The organism is Kurthia sp. Dielmo (genome assembly GCF_000307285.2).
Classification (GTDB): domain Bacteria; phylum Bacillota; class Bacilli; order Bacillales_A; family Planococcaceae; genus Kurthia; species Kurthia populi.
The window spans coordinates 90,087-115,750 of record NZ_HE578963.1 but is presented as its reverse complement, the minus strand read 5'-3'; the positions used below and the strand labels follow the sequence as shown (position 1 = coordinate 115,750).

Below are 25,664 nucleotides of genomic sequence, written 5' to 3'. Positions count from 1 at the left end.
CGTATGTCAAAGCCTCTTTTTATACTATTTTCTTAAGCAAATTGTTCAGTTAACACTGGTACGATTTGTTTTTTACGAGACACAACGCCTGGTAATTTGATTTGACCGTTTTCTACAGTAGCGTTAAATGCTTTTGCAGATTCTTCGATCACTGAACCAGCTGGTACTGCTACAGAATCGTTATTTAAAATATCTGTTACAACGAAGAAGAATAAATCTAAGCCCTTTTCAGCTACTTCTTTGTTTAAAAGATTTGTTAATTCGTCTTGGCGGCTAAGTACGTCGTTTACGTCAACTGCATTCACTTGAGCGATGACAATTTTTTTACCGTTCATATCGAATTCTTTTGCATCAAGGCTTAATAAATCTTCTAATGCTTTATCAGAAAGGTCAGCGCCTGCTTTAAGCATTGCTAAGCCGTATTCGTCTAAGTTTACACCAGCGATTTCTGCAAGTTCTTTTGCAGCTTTCACATCTTGCTCTGTGCAAGTTGGTGATTTTAATAATAATGTATCAGAAACGATAGCAGATACCATTAAACCAGCGATGTTTGCAGGTACTTCGATGCTGTTTTCTTTAAAGATTTTATTTAAGATTGTCGCTGTACAACCTACAGGCTCAGCACGGTAGTAAAGAGGTGCTGCTGTTTCGAAGTTTGCGATACGGTGGTGATCGATTACTTCTGTGATTGTTACATCCGCAATATCATCTGCTGATTGTTGGAATTCGTTGTGGTCAACTAGGATTACTTCGTTCGCTTCAGTCGCTACTTTTTCTACAAGGCGAGGTGCTTCAAAGCCGAATTTTTCTAATGCGAATTTTGTTTCGTCATTTGGTTCACCTAAACGTACTGCTTCTGCTTCTACGCCTAGTTGATTTTTAAGGTACGCATAGACTAATGCGGATGTGATTGTATCTGTATCTGGGTTTTTGTGTCCGAAAACAAGAACTTTACTCATGTCAAAAATTCCTCCTAATATTTGCTTTTTACCGACTTCATTTTACCATAATTATTCTTTAAAAAGAACGCCTCTTCATTAAAACAGAGTGACTTACTATTATATGTATTTTTTAACAAACTAAGCATTTTTTTAATGAATTTTGAGAATTTTTTTCATATTTTTACAGCCATTAGTCACAAAAATATGGTACGATTCTGATAGATTGAGCTTTTAAAGTTAAAGAGGTGTCGTTTTGGAACAGCATATTGAAAAGAAATATATTCCATTATCCAACTATTTTCAGTCTACACAGCAGTCGACGATTCAACTGTCATTTACTGAAATTGAAAACATTCTCGGTCAAAAATTGCCAAACGCCTCTTATCTAAATAAGAGCTGGTGGCAAAAAACAAAATCTCCATTAAAACATTTTCTTGCATGGACAATGAATGGTTATCAAGTAACGGCGGTGCAACCGGGCTACTATGTAACATTCCATAAGCCTGTGCAATACGAAAATTCAGGAGAAACAACAGATGATGCAACTGCCTATCCATTTATTATTAGACAAGCTGAACTAGATGATGCGCGTGACATTGTCCTTTTAGGTGAACAATTATCGCTTAAAATGTTCAAGTATCCATACGGGCAGCAACATCAAAAATACTCTGTACAAAGCTTACGCAAAAGTATCGCAGAATGGAAAGTTGCAAACACATCCATCATGCTACTTGCAATCGTACGCGGCGAAATTGGCGGTTATTTATTTTTAGAAGGCTATCATTCTCCGTATTTAAAGCACCGAGCAACCTTAACAATTGGCCTTTTAGACGCGCACACGAATAAAGGCATTGGGACGAGACTAATGGCAGGTGCAGAAGAATGGGCAATCAAAAATAAGCTTCGTCGTTTAGAATTAAACGTTGCTAAAACAAATGAAGCAGCAATTGCCCTATTCAAAAAATTCGATTATGTCGTTGAAGGTGAATGCCATGATGCGATTTTAATTGATGGGCATTTTGAAAACGAATTAATAATGAGCAAAACGTTATAAAAAAAAGAGGCAAGGATACGATATCCTCACCTCTTTTTTATTTATCCACAATTACTTTGATTATGAAAAAAGTTATCCACAGGCGCTACAACTCTAACTTACGCTCTGTATATTTATCCAAACGTTCACGGTTGACCTTATAGCCGATCCCCGGTGCATCCTTCATATGGACATAACCACCCTCTACATCTACGATTGGGTCAATCAAGTCCTCATGCCAGTAATGATCTGAGCCTGCCGTATCACCAGGCATCGTAAATCCTTCAAGTGATGTTAAGGCGACCGCATGCGCACGCCCGATACCAGACTCAAGCATTCCCCCGCACCACACTTTAATGCCGTGATGTAGACATAAATCATGAATACGACGTGCTTCTTCTAGCCCACCAACACGCGCCTGCTTCACATTAATGACACCACAGCCTCGAAGTTCAATCGCTGTCACAACGTCTTCGTACGAATGAATACTTTCATCTAAACAAATCGGCGTCGTAAGTTCCTTTTGTAGCTTCGCATGATTTAAAATATCATCTGCCCCGAGCGGCTGTTCTATCATCATTAAATGAAAAGCATCTAGCTGACGCAAGGTGTCCATATCGTCTAATGTATAGGCTGAATTGGCATCGGCCATGAGTGGCACATCTGGGTAGCGTTCACGAATCGCGCGAATTAGTTGCACGTCATTACCCGGCTTGATTTTCACTTTAATGCGTCCGTAGCCATCCTCAAGCGCCGCATCAATTTTGTCATATAACTGACTTGTAGTTGGTTGAAGACCAATGCTAACGCCTACCGCGATTTTTTCACGTGTACCACCAAGCACTTTCCATAATGGCTCGTCTAAACGTTTCGCATAGGCATCCCACACCGCACACTCAACGGCAGATTTTGCCATCATATTGCGGCGGATTGGTTTGAAAAACTGTGTCACTTCTCGAGGATGTTCGATATCCCGGTTCAATAAAATTGGTGCTAAAAAGGATTCAATAATATGCCAGCAAGTAGCCGTTGTTTCCTCGGTATACCAAGGTGCTTCAAAAGCTTCTCCCTCACCATAACCACAGTTCCCTAATTCATCATATACTTCAACAATTAAAAAGCGCTTCTCCTGAACAGATCCAAAGCTCGTTGTAAACGGTGCTTTCATCGTCATGTTCATTTCACGTAAAACAATTTTTTCTATGCGCATCATGCTTCACTTCCCTTATACATTCATCGCATTCATTTTCGCATACTGCATCGCATTTATGACGGTATTTGTTAAAATTTCTACGCCATTAATTAATTGCGCATGATCAAACTTCATATGTGGATGATGTAAACCAGGTGACACACCACAACCAAGGCCTAGCATCGCGGCTTTTACATTTGGACGTTTCTTTGTATAGAAGTGGAAATCCTCGCCGCCTGGTGTCACAACAGGCTCTGCTAAATGCTTATCGCCAACAGATTGTACAATCGAACGACGTAAAATCTCTTCAGCCTCTTCATCTACTTCTGCGGCTGGAATATTTAATAACACCTTTGCATTGATTTGCGCATCGTACATTTCCCGAACAGAACGAATGGCGCGCTGAATCCCTGCATCTAGCTGCTCCATTGCCGCATTCGTTTGAGCGCGGGCGTCCATTGTCAGCATAGCCTTACCAGGAATCGTATTCCCATGACCGACACCAGCGGAGAATTTCGTTACTTTTACCGACCATGAAATGCGTGTGTCGACGCGAATTGTTTTTAATGCTTCAATAACACTGCCACCAATTTCAATGGCATTTTTGCCCAAGTGAGGACGTGCTGCATGCGCCTCTTCCCCGTAAATTTCACATTGCATCATCATCGATGCTCCGTGGTATAGTGCGGGTGCATGTTTGCCCACTGGAAGTTCTTGAATTGGTCGTACATGCACACCGAATAAATAATCAACATCATCAATGAGGCCACGTTCAACGATTGATAGGGCCCCATTTCCTTTTTCTTCTGCAGGTTGAAAAATCACACGAATCGTTCCACCTGTTTGAAGTGTGAAATCTTGTGTTTCTTTTAATTTTTTCAGCATGAGCAATACGCCAACCGCCATTGTCATATGCCCATCATGCCCACAAGAGTGATTGGCTTTATGTACACCATCAACCTCCTGGAACAACGAATCAATATCCGTACGCAGTCCAATAACTGGCGCACCGCTCCCAATTTCAACATAAAGTCCTGGTGAATCTTCGAATAAACGCGGCTCATATCCTTCGTCTGCTAATAATTGTGCTAAATATTTTGTCGTTTCCCATTCTTCCCAACTCGGCTCCGGATTTTCATGTAAGTATTCAAAGAGATTCCGTAACCTTGGCTCTAATGCATCTAAGTAGGCTTGCCTAATCATGTTCATCCCATCCTTTTTATATAAAAACTGCTTTTTTACCTGTACCCTTTATCAGTAAATTATAACGTGCTCGTGACGTTCATGAAACAGCAAAAAAGGACAATGACGGAGTGCATCATTGTCCTTTGCAGCAAGTTATTTAAATGCTTGTGCAGCTTTCACTGCTTTATGCCAACCTTCAATAAGTTTTGAAGCCTCTTCTTTTTCCATCTTAGGCTCAAAATCTTTATCTAGTTTCCAGTACTCTGCAATTTTTTCTTGTGACTCCCAGAAGCCTACCGCAAGACCTGCAAGGTAAGCTGCACCAAGTGCCGTCGTCTCATTAATTTCTGGGCGCTCTACTGGGACATTCAGTAAATCTGATTGGAATTGCATTAAGAAATCATTTTTCACAGCCCCGCCATCGACACGTAAACGCTCAAGTGGAATGCCCGAATCTTCTTCCATCGCATCAAGTACATCATGTGTTTGATATGCAAGTGATTCAAGTGTAGCACGGATAAAGTGCTCCTTCGTTGTGCCACGTGTTAAACCAAAGAATGCTCCACGTACGTCTGAATCCCAGTACGGTGTACCAAGCCCAACAAATGCTGGTACCATATAGACACCATCTGTTGAATCGACACGTTTTGCGTACTGCTCACTTTCTGCTGAATCTCTAAACATACGTAGACCGTCGCGGAGCCATTGGATTGCGGAGCCGGCCACGAAAATACTACCTTCTAACGCGTACGTTACCTTCCCATCAATGCCCCACGCAAGCGTTGTAAGTAAGCCATGTTCTGAGCGAACTGCCTTTTCACCTGTATTCATTAGCATGAAACAACCTGTGCCGTATGTGTTTTTAACCATTCCTTGCTCAAAGCACGCTTGACCAAATAATGCTGCCTGCTGGTCCCCTGCAATGCCGGCAATCGGTACTTCACGACCGAAGAAATGCTTTGATGCCGTATGACCATATACTTCAGATGAGGGCTTTACTTCTGGTAGCATGGATTTTGGTACTGTTAGAATTTCTAATAACTCATCATCCCACGTTAAATCATAAATATTGTACATCAGTGTACGTGATGCATTGGAATAATCCGTTACATGTACATCACCATTTGTTAGCTTCCAAATAATCCACGTATCGATTGTGCCAAATAGCAAGTCACCCGCTTCCGCCTTTTCACGAGCGCCCTCCACATTATCTAAAATCCACTTTACTTTTGTTCCTGAGAAATACGCGTCAATTAACAGCCCCGTCTTATCTCGAAATAAATCGGCATGACCTGCATCACGTAGCTCCTGGCAAATTTCTGCTGTTTGACGTGACTGCCATACAATCGCATTGTAGACAGGCTTGCCGGTATTTTTATCCCAAACGACTGTCGTTTCACGCTGATTTGTAATACCGATTCCTTCAATTTGTGAAGCACTAACATTTTTCTCTGATAATACGCCTGCAATACAAGATAAAATAGAGCTCCAAATTTGTTCAGGATCATGTTCTACCCACCCAGACTTCGGAAAATATTGCTTAAACTCTTGCTGAGAAGTATGAAAGATTTTACCGTCTTCATCAAATAAAATTGCGCGAGAACTTGTTGTTCCTTGATCTAATGCCATAATGTATTTTTTCGTCATAAAATAATTCCCTCCAAGTTTAATAATCTTCTTTTGCGCTCTTAATTGTCATTTGTGCCCCAATTAAAATAATTAAAACAACGACGCCACAAATCCAAAACGCAATTGAGTTTTCACCTTCAAAAATCTGCTTAAAGAATAACGCGCCAAATACACCACCTACAATTGGTCCAACAATCGGCACCCATGCATACCACCAACCAGATGAACCTTTACCTGGAATCGGTAATAATGCATGTGCAATACGCGGTCCTAAATCACGTGCTGGATTAATCGCATAACCGGTTGGTCCACCAAGTGCCATACCAATTACGACAATTAGCATACCGACTAAAAATGGATTCAACCCATCTGTAATTTCATTTGTGCCTAACGCAAGAATCCCTAATACAAGCGCAAACGTCCCAATCATCTCAGCTGTTATATTTGATAATGGATGCTTAATTGCAGGCATTGTTGCGAATACACCTAACTTCGCGCCAGGGTCCTCTGTTCCTCTCCAATGAGGTAAATATAAGAAGTACACTAATACTGCACCTAAAAAGGCCCCAATCACTTGCGCTAAAATGTATAATGGCACATCTGCCCATGGAAAATTCCCAATACTCGCTAATGCAATCGTAAGTGCTGGATTTAAATGTGCACCACTAACGCCGCCTACTGCATAGGCTGCCATTGCTACTGCTAAGCCCCATGCAAACGTAATGACAACCCAACCGCCACCAAAAGCTTTCGATTTATGAAGTAGTACCCCTGCAACTACACCGCCACCAAATAAAATCAAAAGCATCGTACCAACTAGCTCTGCTGTAAACGTAGACATCGTATTCCTCCTTTTTGAACAAAGTTTCTCAATCCAAATACCCCAATTATGGTTTTTTAAGACATAATTGGTTAAATAAATCAGTCTATTTCATATAAAAAAGAGGCACAGATTTCTCTGGCCTCTCCTCTTAGTCAATTTCTAATTGCTTTGTTTCTTTTCCAAGCACAAGTACGGCAATAACGGCAAGCGCAATCGCAATTGCGAAAATCGTAAAAATTGGTCCGAGTCCATATCCTGCTGCTGTCAGTGAACCAACAACAAGTGGTCCAATAACGCCTCCCACTCGGCCGACACCAGCTGCTAGACCAACACCTGTACCGCGAATCATCGTCGGATAATTTTCTGGCGTATAAGCATACATTGCACCCCATGCACCTAAATTAAAGAAGGATAGTAGCATGCCAAACATCACAAGCATTGTCGCATCTGTCGCAAAACCAAAAGCCAACGCACTTAATGCTGTTCCTGTTAAATAAACGGCTAATACCCATTTACGACCCATTTTTTCAATTAACCAAGCTGCTGTAAAATACCCTGGTAGCTGCGCTAATGTCATAATCAACACATATTCAAAGCTTTGAATTAAACTGAAGCCCTTCATGACCATCACACTTGGTAACCAAAGGAACATGCCGTAATAAGAAAACACCACCATAAACCAAAGCACCCACAGCATCGTTGTGGCACGGGCGTATTTTTTCGTCCATACCGTTTTAATGTTTTGCATCACGCTTGTACGTGCTTCTTTTGAAATGGCTTCATATTTCTTTGAGTCCGGCAATTTCACACGTAAATATACCGCGTAAAGTGCTGGTATCGCTGTCAGCACTAATGCCACGCGCCAGCCATATTCGGGGATAATAAAATAAGAAATAACTGCTGCTAAAATCCAGCCTGCTGCCCAAAAGCTTTCTAATAAAACGACGATTCGTCCACGTTCATGTGGCTCAACACTTTCAGATACAAGTGTTGATGCTACCGGCAATTCGCCGCCAAGACCTGCGCCAATAATGAAGCGTAAAATTAAAAAGGCCGTTAATGTCGTTGTGAAGGCAGATAGACCACTTGCTAATGAGAAAATCAAAAGCGTCCACATAAAGACATTTTTTCGGCCGTACTTATCTGCTAAAATCCCACAAAGTACAGCCCCTACTGCCATCCCAATTGAATTGACACTACCAATCCAACCCATTTGAGTTGGTGTCAAATTCCAGTCAACGGCAAGCGCTGCTACAACGAACGATAAAATACCGACATCGAGCGCATCAAAAAGCCAACCGACACCCGCTGTTGCTAATAAACGATTGCGCGTCATTGGCTTTGTTGCTGTTTCATTTTTTGTTGTCATGTCACTCTTCCACCTGTCTTGTCACTAGTATACGCATAATATACACTTATTTTATTTTCGTGACAACATTTATTTTTTTCGAATTGTTCGGAAAATTTGTGCTATTCTAAAGGAATATAAAAGAATCTATTGAATCTATAGTTAATTAACGGTAAAATGTCTTTTATAGAAAAACAACTGTTTATTCAGTGCGAACAAAAAGGAGATTATTGCATATGTGGAAAGGCTTATTAGACAATTACAAAGAATACTTACCAATCACAGAAAATACACCAGCTCTAACACTTCACGAAGGTAACACACCTTTAATTCATTTAGAAACTCTTTCTAAAGAGCTAGGTATTGAACTACATGTAAAATTCGAAGGCCTAAACCCAACAGGCTCATTCAAAGACCGCGGGATGGTTATGGCAGTAGCAAAAGCTATTGAAGAAGGTAGCAAATGCGTCATTTGTGCATCTACTGGTAATACATCTGCTGCGGCTGCTGCATATGCTGCTCGCGCTGGTATCCAAGCGCTTGTTGTTATTCCAAAAGGCAAAGTTGCTGCTGGTAAACTAGCACAAGCTTATATGTACGGCGCAAAAATTATTGAAATCGATGGTAACTTTGATGAAGCGCTACAAGCGGTTCGTGACATTAGTGAAACAACAGATGTTGCACTTGTAAACTCGGTTAATCCATACCGTCTTGAAGGTCAAAAAACAGCAGCCTTTGAAGTATGTGATCAATTAGGTGATGCACCAGAAATCCTTGCAATTCCTGTAGGGAATGCTGGTAACATCAGCGCTTACTGGAAAGGCTTCAAAGAATATAATGAGAAAAAAGGTACTCGTTTACCAAAAATGTTCGGCTTCGAAGCGGAAGGTGCTGCGGCAATCGTTCAAGGCGCACCAATCGCTAATCCTGAAACAATCGCAACAGCTATTCGTATCGGGAATCCAGCGAGCTGGAAACTAGCAGAAGCTGCACGTGATGAATCAAACGGTAAAATCGGTTCAGTTACAGATGAAGAAATCTTAAATGCTTATCGTCAAATCGCCGCAAAAGAGGGCGTATTTGCAGAGCCAGGCTCAGCCGCTTCAATTGCTGGTGTTATCCAATCTGTTGAAAACGGCTCAATTCCAAAAGGCAGCCAAGTCGTAGCAGTGCTGACTGGTAACGGCTTAAAAGACCCAGACACAGCAGTAAAAGCTTCTACAGTAGAAATGGTTTCACTTCCAAATGACGAAGATGAAATCCGTAAGTATATCGAGAGTGTACTGTAATATGGCAAAGACTTGGTCAATTACCGTACCTGGTAGTACAGCGAATCTAGGCCCTGGTTTTGACTCTATTGGTTTAGCACTTGGCCTTTATTTGAAACTAGAGGTGACGTTGCAAGATGAATGGGAATTTGAACATCATTCGGTGCATCTTCCTGAGAAATTCACTGTAGAAGAGCATCTTGTGTACACGGTCGCAAAGGAAGTTGCTGAACGCTTTGATGTCGAGCTACCGGGCTGTAAAATTGTTATGACAAGTGAATTACCACTTGCGCGTGGACTTGGTAGTTCAGCTTCTGCAATTGTTGCAGGAATTGAAGTAGCAAATCAAGTATGTGAGCTGAATTTAACACTTGAGCAAAAATATACATTAGCTTCTCGCATTGAGGGCCATCCAGACAATGCTTCTGCCTCTGTTTGTGGAGGTCTTACGATCGGTGCAAGCTTACCAAATGGTGATCTTGAGTTAATTCATACACAGGATGTTCAAGCAGCATTCGCTGTTTTCATTCCAAACGTAGAATTAAAAACAGCGGAGGCACGTAAAGTATTACCGGCTCAGTATGATAAAGCATACGCAGTTCATGCTAGCGCCAACGCCAATATGCTAACGGCTGCACTATTAACAAAGGATTATAAGCGCGCTGGTAAGTTTATGGAACATGATTTATTCCATGAACCATTCCGTGCAAACTTAATTCCAAATTACCATGAGATTCGTCAAACAGCGAAAGATGCAGGCGCCTACGGTACAGCGATTAGCGGTGCTGGTCCGACTGTGATTTCTCTGTTACCGATTGAAAAAGTAACAGCTTTCGTTGAAAAAATGAAGCCGCTATTCCCTACTTATGATATCCAGGCTGTTCGCGTGGATACAAAGGGTGTTCAAGTAGAAATTCATGAAACGATCAATTAAATTTTGAATTGACGACAGGTTGCTATGATGCAATTTGTCGTCTTTTTTATTTGTGCAAAATTTTTATAGTTGACTTTTCATTTCAGTTGTAACTATAATGGTTACATCAAATACATGTGGTGGTGAAAAACGATGGTGAACAGTCGTTTTGCCGTTGCAATTCATATTTTATCATTGATTGCTACTACTTCCGATAAAGCTCTTTTAACGTCAGATTTTATTGCTGGTAGCGTCAATACAAACCCTGTTGTGGTCCGCAGAATTAGCAGCCTTTTAAAAAAGGCAGGTTTAATTTCATCAAGGAAGGGAATTTCTGGTTATGAGCTTACTAAAAAACCTGAAGACATTTCCTTATATGATATTTACCGTGCTGTAGAAGAGCCTAAAGAATTATTCGCTATTCATCAGGCACCTAATCCAGCTTGCTCAGTTGGTAGACAAATCGGTACAACCTTAACGGATGTTTTCGGTTCAGTACAACAGGCGATGGAAAATGAATTGCGCTCGCAAACTTTACAGAGCATATTAGATCGCCTGAAATAATGCGATCTTTATTTTCACCCTACCTGTAACTGAAATGATTACAACTTATATTAGGAGGAATTTTATTATGAAAATCGGTGTTATTGGCGCAACAGGTAAAGCAGGAAACAAAATTTTAAAAGAGGCAAATAAACGTAACCATGATGTCACAGCAATCGTGCGTGATGCATCTAAATTAAAACAAAAAGATATTCCGGCAATCGTTGGCGATGTATTCGACTTAACAACAGAAGATGTAAAAGACTTTGATGTTGTCATCAATGCATTTGGCGCACCATTCGGTAAAGAAGAATTACACGTTACTGCTGGTCGTCATTTAATCGATATTTTCTCACCAATTGATACACGCTTAATCGTTGTTGGTGGTGCAGGTAGTCTCTATGTTGATGACGAGCAAACGACGAAATTAATCGATACACCTGAATTCCCGAAAGAATTCGTTCCAACAGCTGCTAATCAAGCTCAAAACTTAGAAGATTTAAAAGCATCTACTGTAAACTATACATTTGTCAGCCCTTCTGCTGTATTTGACCCAGACGGTAACCGTACAGGCAACTATATTTTAGGTACAGATAAATTATTAGTGAACAATGAGGGTGATAGCTATGTATCCTATGCAGACTTCGCTGTGGCACTTTTAGATGAGGTTGAAACACCAGCATTTGAAAAACAACGCTTTACAGTCGCATCAGATAAAGGCGTGTCAATTCCAAATCCTCTATAATTACTAGCGATCAACAGACAGGTTTAGCTAAAATAAATGAACAAATAAAAAAGGAATCGTGTTTTTGGCACGATTCCTTTTTTATTTAAGCTAGTAATAATAAACTTACAGCCATAACCGCCATACCGAGTACGACGCCATAAATCGATGTATGTGTCTCGTCATATTCGCGTGCAGCGGGTAATAATTCATCTAATGAAATAAAGACCATAATCCCTGCGACACCGGCAAAAATCACACCAAACATCGTATCTGTTAAAAATGGCATTAAAATTAAATAGGCAACAATTGCTCCTAATGGCTCTGATAAACCGGATAGGAAGGATAAATTAAAGGCGCGTTTGCGGTCCCCTGTCGCATAGTACAACGGTACAGCAACGGCAATCCCCTCTGGAATATTATGAATGGCAACGGCAATCGCGATTGCAAAGCCAAGTTGTGGATCTTCAAGCGCGGACATAAACGTCGCGATTCCTTCAGGGAAGTTATGAATCGCAATCGCTAGTGCTGTGAAGACACCCATCTTTTTAAGCTTCGTAAATTCTGCAGCAGATGGCTCACGCTGTAAATCCTCTACTTTTTTAACTTCATGCGGATTTTCTGCATTTGGGATCAATCGGTCAATTAATGCGATTAATAACATACCGCCAAAGAAGCCCATAACGGTATACGCATATCCCTGTGTCTCACCTACTGCAGCTGTTAATGAATCTTTTGCCTTCACAAAAATTTCTACAAGAGATACATAAATCATAACCCCTGCTGAAAAACCAAGGGCAAATGATAAAAATTTTGTATTTGTGCGAGACGTAAAAAACGCCACTAAACTACCTAATCCAGTCGCCAAACCTGCAAATAATGTTAATGCAAGGGCGTATAAAACGGCTGAATCCACTTTATCACCTCTTCTTATTAAACTTTATTGTTTTCAGTATACCAAAAAAGTTTCTTAAAGGAAACTTTAATTTATGCAGAATATGCATTAAATCCATAAAAATGATTCGTTGTTTTTATTTTTCAAAACGGCTTACAATAAAAGGACACCTGATTAAAGGAGTTTTTATATGGCCTATATACAAAAAGGAACGAAAGCATTTCGCAATGCCAACCTTGCATTATTCGCGGGAGCATTTAGTACGTATGCAAATCTTTATATGACACAGCCTATCTTACCTGCACTCTCCAAACAATTTGGTGTTTCACCAACGATTGCAAGTTTGTCGCTATCCTTAACGACGTTGACACTTGCGATTGCGATGCTTTTGACGGGTTCCTTATCAGAAGCATGGGGTCGAAAACCAATTATGACGTTTTCGATGATTGCGGTCGGTATTTTATCACTCGCCATTGGCTTCGCACCAAATTTTGAATCTTTACTCGTACTACGCGTCATTCAAGGAATCGTCTTTGCTGGACTTCCCGCAATTGCGATGGCGTATTTAGCAGAGGAAATGGAGCCGTCGAGCCTCGGTGCTGCGATGGGCTTATATATTAGTGGCAATTCCATCGGTGGCTTGTCGGGCCGAGTCATTATGGGCTCGATGACAGATGTATTTAACTGGCATATTGCGATGGTTTCCATTGGCGTTGTCAGTATTTTACTCGCTATCGCATTTTATTTTTTATTACCAAAATCACAACACTTTATTCCACAAAAACTTGCCTTTAAACCATTATTCAAATCGATGATGGCACATTTAAAAGACCGCGCATTACTCATGTTATTTGCGCTCGGCTTCTTATTAATGGGCGCGTTTGTCATCTTATATAACTATGTGGGCTTCCAATTAATCGAGCCACCGTATTCGCTTAGCCAAACGGTTGTCGGCTTTATATTTCTACTTTATTTAGTCGGGACTTTTAGCTCGACTTTTATGGGGAAACTTGCGGATTCACATGGCCGCTTTTCGATTATTTTAATTGCCTTTAGCCTAATGATTGCTGGCGCATTGCTAACATTAAACGGCTGGCTCATTATTAAAATTTTAGGCATTGCCCTTTTCACATTCGGTTTCTTCGGAGGGCATTCTATCGCAAGTGGCTGGGTTGGTGCACGTGCTACGCATGATAAGGCACAGGCATCCTCACTATATTTATTTTTCTATTATGTCGGTTCTAGCATTGGTGGTACAGTTGGTGGCTTATTTTTCACTGGCTTTGGCTGGAGTGGTGTCATCAGTATGATTATGGTGTTTTTACTAATCGGCATGCTCATTACTATCCTTTTAAATCGCTATACGACTAATTAAAAAAGAGGCTGGGACAAAACACGCCATTTTCCTTTTTTAGCGTTCGCAATGAAAAACCGGAACCGCGCCACAGCGCGATTCCGGTTTTTCTTATGCTCATAGGAGCGGTCGTTTTTACACGTATGTCTCAGCCTCTTTTTTTACGCTTTTTTTCTTGTGCGCATGTACCAATAAACAACGAGCATAAAGAACGCAAAGCCAAGTGACCAGCCGCCGAGTACATCACTCATAAAATGACGTGACCCTGCAACACGAGATAACCCCACAAGGAATGTGCCAAGCCCCGCAACAAAAAAGGCGATACGTTTTTTCGTCTTAGACATACCTGATGTAATTAAAAATGCGGTCGTCATCATATAGAGCATCGACAGCATCGAATGGCCTGACGGGAAACTGTATGATGTCAATTGATCCGGAATAATTGGACGTGGGCGTTCTATAAGAAATTTGAGCCCTTGGTTAATAATTGTGCCACCAATAAAAGTGAACAGCACGAATGTCATTTTGCGATAGCGTTTTTTCGCTATAAAATAGGCAACTAATATAACCCCGACTATAACAACAAACCAAGTCTCCCCTAGGTAATGAAAAAATTCTAAAAAGGAATTACCCCCAAATAGCTGCTCTCCAAAAGAATCGATATTTCGAATCGCTTCCGTATCAAGCGCAATCCAAATACTTATAAAAACAACTAAAGCGATAAACGCTAAAATATTATAAATAATCAATTTGATTCCTCCTTTATCCTATTGTCTAATTTTCAGAATTCATTGTAAACTAATAAAAAGGGGTGTTTAGGATGCATTATGATGTAATTGTGATAGGAGCAGGTTCAATGGGCATGGCTGCAGGCTATCAATTAGCGAAGGCCGGCAAGCATGTTTTAGTCATAGACCGCTATAACCCACCACATGACCAGGCGAGCCATCACGGCGAAACACGTATTATTCGCTATGCATATGGTGAAGGAGAAAACTATGTACCGCTACTACTTCGTGCGCGCGAATTATGGGCCGAGCTTGAAAAAGAAGTACATAAGAAATTACTCGTACAAGTTGGGACAATTAATGTGAGTCGTAAAGAGAGTACCTTTATGCAAAATGTCATCAAAAGTGCAGAGCAGTACGCATTACCACTCGAAATTCTTACGGCCGACCAAACGATGAAACGCTTCCCAGGCATGTATGTGCCAGAAGATTTCATTAGTTGCTTCGAGCCTACTGCTGGCTTTTTACGTGTGGAAGATTGTGTGCAAGCATATCGTGATCGAGCTGTTCATTATGGTGCTACAGTACTTGTCAATACACCAGTCGTACGCATTGTACCCCAGGAGCAGCACATAGAAGTGCACACCAAGTCGTCTGTCCACACCGCAAATCAAATTATTATTACAACGGGTGCTTGGGCAAAAGAAGTGCTACAAGAAGTAGACGTAGACTTACCGGTGACACCAACGCGTAAAACCTTTGCTTGGTACGAGGCAGATGACGCCCTTTACGGCAATGCGCATTATCCGACATTTGGCTATGAATTAGACGATGCCTTTTATTATGGCTTCCCTAGTGACAACGGTGCCGGCTTAAAGGTTGGCCGTCACGATGGCGGCGATGCACTAGATCCAAATGGTGTGCGTGAGGAATTTAATGATGCGGATGCAGCAGATTTAACACGCTTTTTAGATTATTATATGCCACAGCACGGACCGCTAAAATTCGGCAAAACATGTATGTATGCGATGACACCAGATGAAGATTTTATTATCGATCAGCATCCGGATGATGCAAGGATTCATATTGCTGCCGGATTTTCAGGCCATGGCTTTAAATTTGCCTCTGTTGTCGGTGAAATATTAAAGGACTTCGTTGTGAACGGGAAAAGTGACTTGAATTTAACCGACTTCTCCTTACAACGCTTCAAATAAAAAGAGGCTTGGGAATACTCCCAAGCCTCTTTTTTTTCATTCAAAATACAGAATGCCTAATGAAACTATAACATGGTTTCTCTAGTTGATAGAACGATAGAGATCGATAATATACTTATACAACAGTCATTTTTAGCGTTGCTTACCTATGCCACTAAGCAAGCAAATTACTCGAAATAACTATGATTAGAACATTTCATAAATGAGACAATTCTGCCTTCTAAAATTAAAATTACTCTTTTATTATGCACATGAAAAAATACGAAAGTCAATGATAATTGATAATGACTATCAATAGATACCTATAAAAAAGAAGCGCGGCATGTGCCACACTTCTTTGAAATTTTTTATTTAATTGTTCCCATTTTGCGAGAAATCCATGGGCTTAATACAAGCATGACAACGAATAATGCGATTGCTGCACCGCCAAGGTAACCGAAGTATTGTACTTCAGAAATTTTTGAGAACACTTTTGCGAACTGTGCGTTAAGTGCTTGTGCGACAGTACTTGTTAAGAACCATAGTGACATTGCTTGTGCAGCAAATGCTTCTGGCGCAAGTTTTGTTGTAGCTGATAAACCAACTGGTGACATTAATAACTCACCAATTACTACTAGGAAGAATGAAAGTACTAACCACCAAGGGCTTACTAACGCTGTACCACCTGAAGTAATCGCTGGAATAATCATGATTAAGAATGATGCCCCTGCAAATAATAATGAGAATGAGAATTTAACAGGAGTTGATGGACCTTTTTGACCCAATTTCATCCAAAGTGCTGCCATAATTGGTGCCATGATGATGATGAATAATGGGTTTAATGATTGGAAGAATGCTGGTGAAATATCGAATCCGCCGATTGAAAGGTCTGTACGCGTATCTGCATATGTAGCTAAGATTGTTGACCCTTGCTCTTGGATAACCCAGAACATTGTACCTGCAATGAATAATGGAATGTATGCAAGTAAATGAGATTTTTCTTCTGCTTTTGTTTTCTTCGATGTAAACATCCAAAGGAATACACTAATTGGTGCAAGAACACCGATAACAGTAAAGAAGTTAATTACGTTATTGATTGTAATTAAATCTAAGAAGTATGCAATAACAATTAAGATTGCCACAATAACTAATGTAACAACTGTTTTCTTAAGAATACTTTGTAACTCATGTGGCGCTAATGGGTTTGTTGGTTGCGCACCGGCAAGACCAAGATTTTTCTTTTCAGTAACTTTATACATAATCAAGCCGATTGCCATACCGATTGCGGCGATAGAGAAACCTGCGTGGTAGTTGAATTCTTTTTGAACAGCACCAACGATTAATGGTGATAGGAATGAACCTAAGTTGATACCCATGTAGAAAATACTGAAGCCTGAGTCACGACGAGGGTCATTAGTAGAATAAATATCCCCTACAACTGATGATACGTTTGGTTTTAATAAACCTGTACCTAAGATGATGAAGACCATTGAAACAAATAGGAATGTGATACCACCAGGGAGTGCTAAGCAAATATGACCTAGCATGATTAAAATACCACCCCAGAAAATGGTGCGTCTTGTTCCTAAAATACGGTCAGCGATCCATGCACCGATAATACCAGACATGTATACTAACGAACCATACATCGACATAATTGAAGCTGCTGTTGTTTTGTCGATTCCTAAACCACCGTTAGCAACGGTGTCGTACATAAAGTAAAGTAAAATTGCGCGCATACCGTAGTATGAGAAGCGCTCCCAGAATTCAGTGAAGAATAGGCTGAACAAACCTTTTGGATGTCCGAAGAAGCCTTTCTGAGGGACTGATTTGACAATCTCTTCTTTTGTTGCCATATAGATTTACCTCTTTCTCTTTGCAATATAAAAAATAATCTAACAATTCAAAACGTTTAGTTTGTGTCAGAAAAACGTATGTCCATTATACCTATACATTTTTATTATGTCAAAAATTATTATTATATAGAATTTTCTGATATATGATTGTATAATTCTAGCAAAAAAATGCTTAAAGTACGGAATTTTCTTTATTTTTCGGTATTTCTTAAATTAGCAGAATAATTTTGATATTTAAGTATTCTTTTCTAGAAAAACATTTGTATTTTTTGGAAGCGCCTATTCACCTTTACCAATTTCCTATTTCTAAAAAACTAGTGCATTAAAAAAAACGCCCTACCAATGGAGGAGGCGTTTTTTTTTGCGTTTAAATTAAATGAAAAAAGGTCGCATACGATTTACATCTGCTACTTTTAAATCGACTTTTAATACCGTACCTGCTTCGTCATAATCTGTTGATAAAATATTGGCATGTTCATTTAAATACGACACTAGATCTCCGCGGTCATATGGAATGCATACCGTATGGATTTCATAATCAGAGAAAATTTCTTTTTTAATCATCTCTAATAATTCATCTAGCCCTTGACCGTCTTTCGCAGATAAATAAATTTGATTTTGGTTTACATATGGATACGCAATATTTGCGCGGTCCGCTTTATTGTAAACAAAAATCGTTGGTACATCCCCGACACCTACATCAGATAAAGTATTGTTTGTAATTTCCACCATATACGCATTTTCAGCATTCGACGTATCGACTACATGTAACAGTAAATCCGCTTCACGTGCTTCCTCTAATGTTGAACGGAACGCTTTGACTAAATGGTGAGGCAGCTTACTAACAAAGCCGACCGTATCCGTTAATAGGAAGCGTTTATTATCTTCTAATTCAATTTGTCGTACTGACGTATCAAGCGTCGCAAACAACATATCTTTTTCAAATACTTGTTTTTCTTCGTCTGGATTTGTACGCGCAAGCAGTTGATTCATAATCGTTGATTTGCCGGCATTTGTATACCCAACAAGTGAGACGACTGGAATCGCATTTTTTTGACGCTTTTTACGCTGCGTTGAGCGCTGTGCTTGGATTTCATCTAATTCACGACGAATTTTAGAAATTTGTTTTTCGATTTTACGACGGTCGAGTTCAAGCTTTGTTTCACCTGACCCTTTATTTTGGAAACCGCCGCCTGTGCCACCACCTTGACGAGAAAGAGAGGCATTCATACCAACTAGGCGTGGCATTAAATATTGTAGCTGCGCAATCTCAACTTGTAGCTGCGCTTCACGCGTTTTCGCACGGCGCGCAAAAATATCAAGTACAAGTGTTGTACGGTCGATTACTTTTGCATCGATGTCATGCTCTAAATTGCGCAGCTGCGCTGGTGACAATTCATCATCGAAAATAATGACATTCGCATCAAGTGCATCATATAACTCACGAATTTCTAAAATTTTACCTGTTCCGACATAGTGAGATGGTGTGACACGCTCTAAATTTTGTGTAATCACACCGACTACCTCAACGTCTAATGCTTCCGCTAGATTGCCAAGTTCTTCTATTGAATAGTCGAAGTGTCGATCATTGCGGATATTGACACCGACTAATATTGCTCGTTCTTTGATGTTTTCTTCCATCAAAAGCACCCCCGTAACTTAAAAAAGGGAGAGCGACTAGCATGTCTGCTCCCCCTACAGATAAATTTATCGTAACATGCCTAATTGTCCTTGGCAATTTCAATCGCCTGCAAGCGCTCAACCGTATCTTTGCTTTGACGGAACTCAAACACCGTATTCCCAAGCTTTAACTGATTTCCTTTAATAGGTAATGACAGCAAGCGGGACCAATGCGTCATCTTACGATTCACATCTTGCACATCGAAAATACATTTTGTAATCGTTAGCTTTTCATTTTCCGGCTGAATCGTACCGTCCTCACGCAGCATCGCGTAGCGCTCATCATCTGCATTTTCCCATTGAATGAAAAATGGATATGGTAGCTTTTTATCGATTTTATGCTCAATAAACAGCATCTTCCATTTACGTACTACCCCGTTTTTCGTTTTACGCTCCGATTCTAAAAGCCCGCTCGTCCGATAGCCTAGCTTTTGAAAATAACGATTTTGTTCCTCTAAGTTTTCAGAGCGTAAGCACACAGAGCCAAAGCCTTCGCGAAATGCTAAATCGTTCATTAACTGCTGCGTGAGTGGATGTGTTGACGTCGTTGTAATGTCTTCGTTCTCTACTGCTAAATATTCGATATAGCTGTTTTTCGTATATAAAAGCGCATTATGCGTTCCCCATTGTAAATGTTGGCCACCTTCGACGGGATGAATACCTTCAACAGATACCTCTTGTGCAATTTCCGTCGGTGATTTTTTCGTAAAATATACAACATGATCTAATTCAAACATAACTTCATCCCTTTCAACGGCGTAATATCCTAAGTCCTTTTTATATTATCATAAAATTTAGATAATTAACGACCGAAACGGCATAATTTCATATTATTTCCATTTAAATAAAAAGAAATCAAGCAAATGCTTTGCCCGATTTCTTTTTCTAGTTAAGGAATCATAAACGATAAAACATTGCTTTGTAGAAATGTTAAAATGCAGACCATTAATAATAAAATAATGCTGTATTTAATTGTAAAGCGTAGTAATTCAGACTCTCTTCCCATCAAGCCTACTGCGGCGGCCGCTACTGCAATCGATTGTGGCGAAATCATTTTCCCTGTAACACCACCAGATGAATTCGCTGCAAGCGCTAGGACTGGATCCATGCCCACTGAATTTGCGGTTACTTGCTGAAGCTTCGCAAATAAGACGTTGGCAGATGTATCAGACCCCGTAATAAAGACGCCAATCCAGCCTAAAATTGGTGAGAAGAATGGGAATAATGCGCCAGTCTTTGCCAAAATAAGTCCTAGTGTCGTCGTCATGCCGGCAGCATTTACTACATAGGCATACGCAACAACTGCACAAATCGTAAGAAGTGGGTACTTGATTTCATTAGCAGTCTGCCCCAAAATAGCAAACCACTCTTTCCATGACACGTTGAAAATAAATTTTGTCACAATAGTTGCTAATAAAATCGCCGTCCCTGCAGCGCCTAGCACTTCTAACTTATACACTGCTGCAATCGGTACATTCGTCATACCATCAAGAATTTTTTCATGCACGAGCGGTACTTCTGGTGTAAATGTTAGCCATTGCCCTAACTTATTCATGACGGTAAGCGCTAGATTCGTTCCTTCATAATGTCCTGTTAAGGCAGATTTAATTGTCGGAATACCCCAAACAGAAATAAATGCTGTCAAAATAATAAATGGTGACCAGGCTTTAAAAATTTGACCACCTGTGTAAGATGTATTCTTTTGATTTATCGTCAATTGCTCATCTTTGAAACGATAAATCGTTTTAGGTTTCCAAAATTTCATAAAGATTGCAAGTGCGAGTAAAGACACAAGTGCCGATAAAACATCCGGTAATTCTGGTCCTAAAAAATTAGATGATAAAAATTGTGTTATCGCAAATGTGATACCTGATACTAAAATCGCTGGCAATACTTCCCATGTTTTTTTGAAGCCTACCATAATCCATACTAATAAGAACGGAATAAAAATAGATAATAACGGTAATTGACGTCCAACCATTTTCGAGATTTCAAGCGCTGGAATACCTGTAGGACCTTCCATCGCTGTAATCGGAATGCCAATCGCACCAAATGCAACTGGTGCTGTATTGGCAATCATACATAAACCTGCCGCATAAAGTGGATTAAAGCCTAAACCAACTAATAATGCTGCAGAAATTGCAACTGGTGCACCAAAGCCGGCCGCGCCTTCTAAAAATGCACCGAATGAGAAGGCCACTAATAACGCTTGAATACGACGGTCCTCTGTAATCGATAATACAGAATGGCGAATGATTTCAAATTGTCCTGTACGAACCGTTACATTGTACAAAAATACGGATGTTATAATAATCCAACCAATTGGTAATAAGCCATATACTGCACCTTGTGATGCAGCCATAATAGCTGTACCAACTGGCATCTTAAAGAATAGAATGGCTAATAATAATGCGACAATAAGTGTCGTCAATCCTGCAACATAACCTTTCATTTTTTTAAACATTAACGCCCAAATAAAGTAAATGATTGGAATGACGGCAATAAGTGCAGACCAACCAAGACTGTCCGCAACAGCCGTATAATTTTGTGTAAACATGTCTTCCCCCTAGAAATTATGTAATGTACTTATTAACACTCCCCAATGTGAATAAGTTAAAGTCATCAGATGACCTCATGTATTAAATTATATTTTCAATTTTCTTACAATTCAATAGATTTCTTTTTCAAATTAGCTTTTCCGCTATATGAAAGAGCATATCCATGTATAATAAAGCTATATCACTCTAGGGAGGCTCTGGAATGCAGTATCAAAAAATCCAGTCCAAAAAAATTTATGAAAAAGTAGCAGATGCACTTGAAACAAGTATTTTAGATGGCTCCTTGCAGCCAGGAGATCGTCTAGATTCCGTTGAAAAATTAGCACAAAATTTTTCTGTTAGTCGCTCTGCCGTTCGCGAAGCTCTTTCTGCATTAAAAGCAAAAGGACTTTTAGATATTCGTCAAGGGGAAGGGTCATTTGTAAATCATTTTGATGCATCGCAAATCATCTTTCCAATTACACAATCAATCCTTATGAAAAAAGAAGATGTTCAACATCTACTAGAAATGCGTCAAATTATTGAAGTCGGCTCTGCGGGGTCTGCAGCAATCCATCGTACAGATGAAGATATTTTAGCTCTTCAAGAAATTTTAAATACAATGAAGGAATCCCTTACACATAGTGGCTTTGGAGAAATGGATGATTTAGCTTTCCATGCTGCCGTCGCACAAGCATCACATAATCCCTTACTTACGACTTTTTTAAATCAAGTTTCAGAATTGATGCTCGAAACAATTCGTGATACACGAAAACTTTATCTTTATACAAAAAAAGAAACGCTTCAAACACTTTATGATGAGCATTTAATGATTTTTGAGGCCATTGTTGCACAGGATTTTTCAAAGGCTCAGCAAGCAATGAAAATTCATTTAGATAATGTGGAAGCGCTATTAGCAGAGGCTTTTCTATAATATTCTTAAAAGACATGATTTATTTCTTGGATTATGTCTTTTTTCTATACCTTTTTAAAGAAAAGCATTGACTATTGCCGCATACATGCTAGAATTCTTTATAGCTTCACCGCGTTGAAGCAAAAAAGTTTTAACAGGAGGCGCAACACAGCATGTTTCACTCAGATTCAGCCTTAAAACCAACATTTTTTGAGGCCTGTATTATTTTAATTCTTATGATTGCAATCATGGCCGTTTCATTATTAGGCTTTGGTGCAAATCCACATATTCCCGTTCTTTTCGTCATCATTATGCTGCTTTGCTATGGTGCCTTTAAAAAAGTAGCATATCGCACGATGGAACAAGGATTAGTCGACGGTGCTAAATCGGGTTTAGCCGCGATTTTTATTTTCTTTTTTATTGGTATCTTAATTAGCACATTTATGATGAGCGGTACGATTCCAACGATGATCTACTATGGCTTCGAATTGATTTCTGGTCAATTTTTCTATGCGATTGTCTTCATCGTCGCATGTATTATTGGCGTCGCTGTCGGGAGCTCGCTCACAACGACGGCAACAATTGGTGTTGCCTTTATTGGCATGGCTCATGCGATGGATTTATCGCTAGCGATTACAGCTGGTGCTATCGTATCCGGTGCATTTTTCGGTGATAAAATGTCCCCTCTTTCAGATACAACAAACTTAGCGTCATCAATTATGAATGTTGACCTATTTGAACATATTAAAAATATGGCGTGGACAACGGTTCCTGCCTTCGTTATTTCATTCATTATTTACGGTGTATTATCTCCATCAGGCAAAGAACTAGCAAACTCAGGTGTTGGTGAATTTCAGCAAGCACTCATTGCGACCGATTTAATTCACTTGTATACACTACTTCCTGTCGTATTATTAGTTGTCTTTGCGCTCAAAAAAATACCAGCAATTCCGACACTTATTATCGGTTCCGTATTTGCCATTGCATTATCCTACTTCCACCACACATACAGCGGTAGCCAAGTGCTGACGATGTTATTTGAGGGCTATAAATCAACGACGGGTGTTAAAGAAATTGATTCCCTTTTAACACGTGGTGGTATTAGTAGCATGTTCTTTACAATTAGCTTAGTGATTTTAGCGCTTGGTATGGGTGGCTTATTATTTAAGCTCGGTATCATTCAAGTCGTTCTACAAAAAATTGAGCATCTCTTTAAAACTGTTGGCTCAACGATTACTGGGGCTGCGGCAACCGCAATCGGCGTAAACGTCTTTATCGGTGAACAATATTTATCGATTTTACTGCCAGCTGAAACATTCCAAAAGCAGTTTGAAAAAGTAGGTCTCGCTTCTAAAAACTTAGCGCGTACCGTTGAAGATGCAGGTACGGTCGTCAATCCGTTAATTCCTTGGAGTGTTTGTGGTATTTTCATCACAACAGTTTTAGGTGTTAGCACACTTGAATACGCACCATTCGCGTTATTCTGTATCCTGTCTCCTATCCTCACAATTCTTTTTGGATGGACAGGCAAAACATTAACGTACTTAAAGAAATAATTAGGCGGAGGCTTCGGAATCAACGAAGCCTCTTTTTTTATGCTACACTAATGCGTATCGGATAATTTACGGGAGGATTTTTACATGGAATTCCAAGAAATGAAGCAGGCGCTAATCGAGCGTCTTTTAAATAAAAAGCTTGTCAGTGCGACAATTAGCCAGCCACGTATGAAATCAAATGAAGTAAAGCGTGTGAAATTAAAACCTATCGAATTAAAGGGTACTTACCATATTCAGCTAGAATATCAGTACGAACGTATTTTAAAACACGACAATATCGAGCTCCATTTAATAGAAGCAAAAATTGATGAATTATTTGAGGATTTCCGTCAATTCCAAGGAGACTTCGAAACAGAAAGTGTGCAAGTACAGCTTTCTAAAAAGAATAAAGTACTTATTAAAACTACAGCCAATGCGACGGCGAAAAAAGCCAATCTTTCACATAATCGCAAAAAGAATTATTTATTGGACCCAGAAACACCGTATCCATTTTTAATTCGTTTAGGTGTACAATCGCCTGAAGGAAAAGTGAAAAAGCAAAAATATGATAAATTTAAACAAATTAATCGCTTCATCGAATTTATTCATGATTCACTAGAATACTTACCAAAAGACCGCACAATTCGTATTTTAGATTTTGGCTCTGGTAAATCGTATTTAACATTTGCGCTATATCACTACTTAAAAGTTGAGCAAGGATTAGATATTCGCGTGACGGGTCTTGATTTGAAAAAAGAGGTTATCGAGGAATGTGCGCAAATCGCCGCGGACTTACAGTATGATTCACTAGAATTTTTAGTTGGTGATATTAATGATTACAATGATGAATCAAGCGTTGATATGGTCGTCACACTTCATGCTTGTGACGTAGCGACGGATATGGCATTATCACGTGCCGTAAAATGGGGTGCAAAAGTTATTTTAAGCGTTCCTTGCTGTCAGCATGAGCTGAATAACCAAATCAACAGCTCACCGCTTGATATTATGCTACAGCATGGCTTAATTAAAGAACGCTTCTCCGCCCTTGCAACGGACTCGATTCGTGCAGAGATTTTAAGCTTAGTTGGCTATGATGCACAGCTGATGGAATTTATCGATATGTCGCATACCCCAAAGAACATCTTGATTCGGGCGTACTATACCGGCAAAAAGCCATCTGACGAGCAATTAGCGCGCTATCATGCGTTTACAAATTTCTTATCTGCTACACCATTTTTAGAAAAGGAATTACATCATTTATTCTAATACACAAGGGAAAGTGCTCGTAAAAACGGGCACTTTCTCTTTTTTGTATGTAGGCGATTATTTTACGATAAATTAAAGCATTTCTGCTTAAAAATGCGATACAATTTA

The 25,664-nt window shown here is 39.8% G+C and carries 22 protein-coding genes; 10 read left to right on the top strand and 12 right to left on the bottom strand.

The window, feature by feature from the left end; genetic code table 11:
- Positions 1-32: 32 nt before the first annotated feature.
- Positions 33-959 carry a manganese-dependent inorganic pyrophosphatase gene (locus KTHG_RS18180; protein ID WP_139995759.1) on the bottom strand — a complete coding sequence of 309 codons (927 nt, stop codon included), beginning with the start codon at positions 957-959 and terminating at the stop codon, positions 33-35.
- Between the two features lie 235 nt (positions 960-1,194).
- Here KTHG_RS18180 and KTHG_RS18175 point away from each other — a divergent pair, with 235 nt between their 5' ends.
- The gene (locus tag KTHG_RS18175) at positions 1,195-1,995 is read left to right on the top strand and encodes a GNAT family N-acetyltransferase (RefSeq protein WP_126991431.1); all 801 of its coding nucleotides are present in this window, start codon (positions 1,195-1,197) and stop codon (positions 1,993-1,995) included.
- Positions 1,996-2,080: 85 nt separating this feature from the next.
- Here KTHG_RS18175 and menC read toward each other — a convergent pair whose 3' ends face one another.
- From menC to KTHG_RS18150, 5 genes are all read right to left on the bottom strand, one after another.
- Positions 2,081-3,184 (bottom strand): o-succinylbenzoate synthase, encoded by a 1,104-nt coding sequence (menC, locus tag KTHG_RS18170; protein WP_139995819.1) that lies wholly within the window; start codon positions 3,182-3,184, stop codon positions 2,081-2,083.
- Positions 3,185-3,199: 15 nt separating this feature from the next.
- Positions 3,200-4,369 carry an amidohydrolase gene (locus tag KTHG_RS18165; RefSeq protein ID WP_139995757.1) on the bottom strand — a complete coding sequence of 390 codons (1,170 nt, stop codon included), beginning with the start codon at positions 4,367-4,369 and terminating at the stop codon, positions 3,200-3,202.
- A 135-nt stretch (positions 4,370-4,504) separates the two neighbouring features.
- Positions 4,505-5,998 (bottom strand): glycerol kinase GlpK, encoded by a 1,494-nt coding sequence (gene glpK, locus KTHG_RS18160; RefSeq protein ID WP_139995755.1) that lies wholly within the window; start codon positions 5,996-5,998, stop codon positions 4,505-4,507.
- 19 nt (positions 5,999-6,017) lie between these two features.
- Positions 6,018-6,821 (bottom strand): MIP/aquaporin family protein, encoded by an 804-nt coding sequence (locus KTHG_RS18155; protein ID WP_139995753.1) that lies wholly within the window; start codon positions 6,819-6,821, stop codon positions 6,018-6,020.
- Between the two features lie 130 nt (positions 6,822-6,951).
- A complete protein-coding gene (locus tag KTHG_RS18150) occupies positions 6,952-8,172 on the bottom strand; it encodes an MFS transporter (RefSeq protein ID WP_126991435.1) in 1,221 nt (406 codons plus the stop codon).
- A gap of 215 nt (positions 8,173-8,387) precedes the next feature.
- On the opposite strand from KTHG_RS18150, the gene thrC reads away from it, so the two are divergent.
- From thrC to KTHG_RS18130, 4 genes are all read left to right on the top strand, one after another.
- A complete protein-coding gene (gene thrC / locus KTHG_RS18145) occupies positions 8,388-9,440 on the top strand; it encodes a threonine synthase (protein WP_126991436.1) in 1,053 nt (350 codons plus the stop codon).
- A gap of 1 nt (position 9,441) precedes the next feature.
- On the top strand, positions 9,442-10,353 hold the full coding sequence (thrB, locus tag KTHG_RS18140; RefSeq protein ID WP_139995751.1) for a homoserine kinase: 912 nt from the start codon (positions 9,442-9,444) through the stop codon (positions 10,351-10,353).
- 132 nt (positions 10,354-10,485) lie between these two features.
- The gene (locus KTHG_RS18135) at positions 10,486-10,896 is read left to right on the top strand and encodes an Rrf2 family transcriptional regulator (RefSeq protein WP_126991438.1); all 411 of its coding nucleotides are present in this window, start codon (positions 10,486-10,488) and stop codon (positions 10,894-10,896) included.
- 67 nt (positions 10,897-10,963) lie between these two features.
- Positions 10,964-11,620 carry an NAD(P)-dependent oxidoreductase gene (locus tag KTHG_RS18130; protein WP_126991439.1) on the top strand — a complete coding sequence of 219 codons (657 nt, stop codon included), beginning with the start codon at positions 10,964-10,966 and terminating at the stop codon, positions 11,618-11,620.
- Positions 11,621-11,705: 85 nt separating this feature from the next.
- Here KTHG_RS18130 and zupT read toward each other — a convergent pair whose 3' ends face one another.
- Positions 11,706-12,515, bottom strand: a complete 810-nt coding sequence (gene zupT, locus KTHG_RS18125) for a zinc transporter ZupT (RefSeq protein WP_126991440.1) — start codon at positions 12,513-12,515, stop codon at positions 11,706-11,708.
- Between the two features lie 169 nt (positions 12,516-12,684).
- On the opposite strand from zupT, the gene KTHG_RS18120 reads away from it, so the two are divergent.
- A complete protein-coding gene (locus KTHG_RS18120; protein ID WP_139995749.1) occupies positions 12,685-13,869 on the top strand; it encodes an MFS transporter in 1,185 nt (394 codons plus the stop codon).
- A 140-nt stretch (positions 13,870-14,009) separates the two neighbouring features.
- On the opposite strand, the gene KTHG_RS18115 is transcribed toward KTHG_RS18120, so the two are convergent.
- A complete protein-coding gene (locus tag KTHG_RS18115; protein WP_126991442.1) occupies positions 14,010-14,597 on the bottom strand; it encodes a phosphatase PAP2 family protein in 588 nt (195 codons plus the stop codon).
- Positions 14,598-14,668: 71 nt separating this feature from the next.
- Here KTHG_RS18115 and solA point away from each other — a divergent pair, with 71 nt between their 5' ends.
- Positions 14,669-15,790, top strand: a complete 1,122-nt coding sequence (gene solA, locus KTHG_RS18110; RefSeq protein ID WP_139995747.1) for an N-methyl-L-tryptophan oxidase — start codon at positions 14,669-14,671, stop codon at positions 15,788-15,790.
- A 347-nt stretch (positions 15,791-16,137) separates the two neighbouring features.
- Here solA and KTHG_RS18105 read toward each other — a convergent pair whose 3' ends face one another.
- The 4 genes from KTHG_RS18105 to KTHG_RS18090 form a co-directional block, all read right to left on the bottom strand.
- Positions 16,138-17,625: a peptide MFS transporter gene (locus tag KTHG_RS18105; RefSeq protein WP_139995745.1), complete on the bottom strand. Its 1,488-nt coding sequence runs from the start codon at positions 17,623-17,625 to the stop codon at positions 16,138-16,140.
- Positions 17,626-17,997: 372 nt separating this feature from the next.
- Positions 17,998-19,266 (bottom strand): GTPase HflX, encoded by a 1,269-nt coding sequence (gene hflX / locus KTHG_RS18100; protein WP_126991445.1) that lies wholly within the window; start codon positions 19,264-19,266, stop codon positions 17,998-18,000.
- An 80-nt stretch (positions 19,267-19,346) separates the two neighbouring features.
- Positions 19,347-20,042 carry a VOC family protein gene (locus tag KTHG_RS18095; RefSeq protein ID WP_139995743.1) on the bottom strand — a complete coding sequence of 232 codons (696 nt, stop codon included), beginning with the start codon at positions 20,040-20,042 and terminating at the stop codon, positions 19,347-19,349.
- Between the two features lie 152 nt (positions 20,043-20,194).
- Positions 20,195-21,862 (bottom strand): L-lactate permease, encoded by a 1,668-nt coding sequence (locus tag KTHG_RS18090; RefSeq protein WP_139995741.1) that lies wholly within the window; start codon positions 21,860-21,862, stop codon positions 20,195-20,197.
- A 203-nt stretch (positions 21,863-22,065) separates the two neighbouring features.
- Between KTHG_RS18090 and KTHG_RS18085 the strand changes: the two genes are divergently transcribed.
- The 3 genes from KTHG_RS18085 to KTHG_RS18075 all read left to right on the top strand — a co-directional run bounded on the left by KTHG_RS18085 (position 22,066) and on the right by KTHG_RS18075 (position 25,556).
- Positions 22,066-22,776 (top strand): FadR/GntR family transcriptional regulator, encoded by a 711-nt coding sequence (locus tag KTHG_RS18085; protein WP_139995739.1) that lies wholly within the window; start codon positions 22,066-22,068, stop codon positions 22,774-22,776.
- Between the two features lie 152 nt (positions 22,777-22,928).
- The gene (gene nhaC, locus KTHG_RS18080; protein ID WP_139995737.1) at positions 22,929-24,311 is read left to right on the top strand and encodes a Na+/H+ antiporter NhaC; all 1,383 of its coding nucleotides are present in this window, start codon (positions 22,929-22,931) and stop codon (positions 24,309-24,311) included.
- Between the two features lie 84 nt (positions 24,312-24,395).
- Entirely contained in the window at positions 24,396-25,556 is a 1,161-nt protein-coding gene (locus KTHG_RS18075; protein ID WP_139995735.1) for a class I SAM-dependent methyltransferase, read from the top strand.
- The last annotated feature ends 108 nt before the right edge of the window (positions 25,557-25,664 follow it).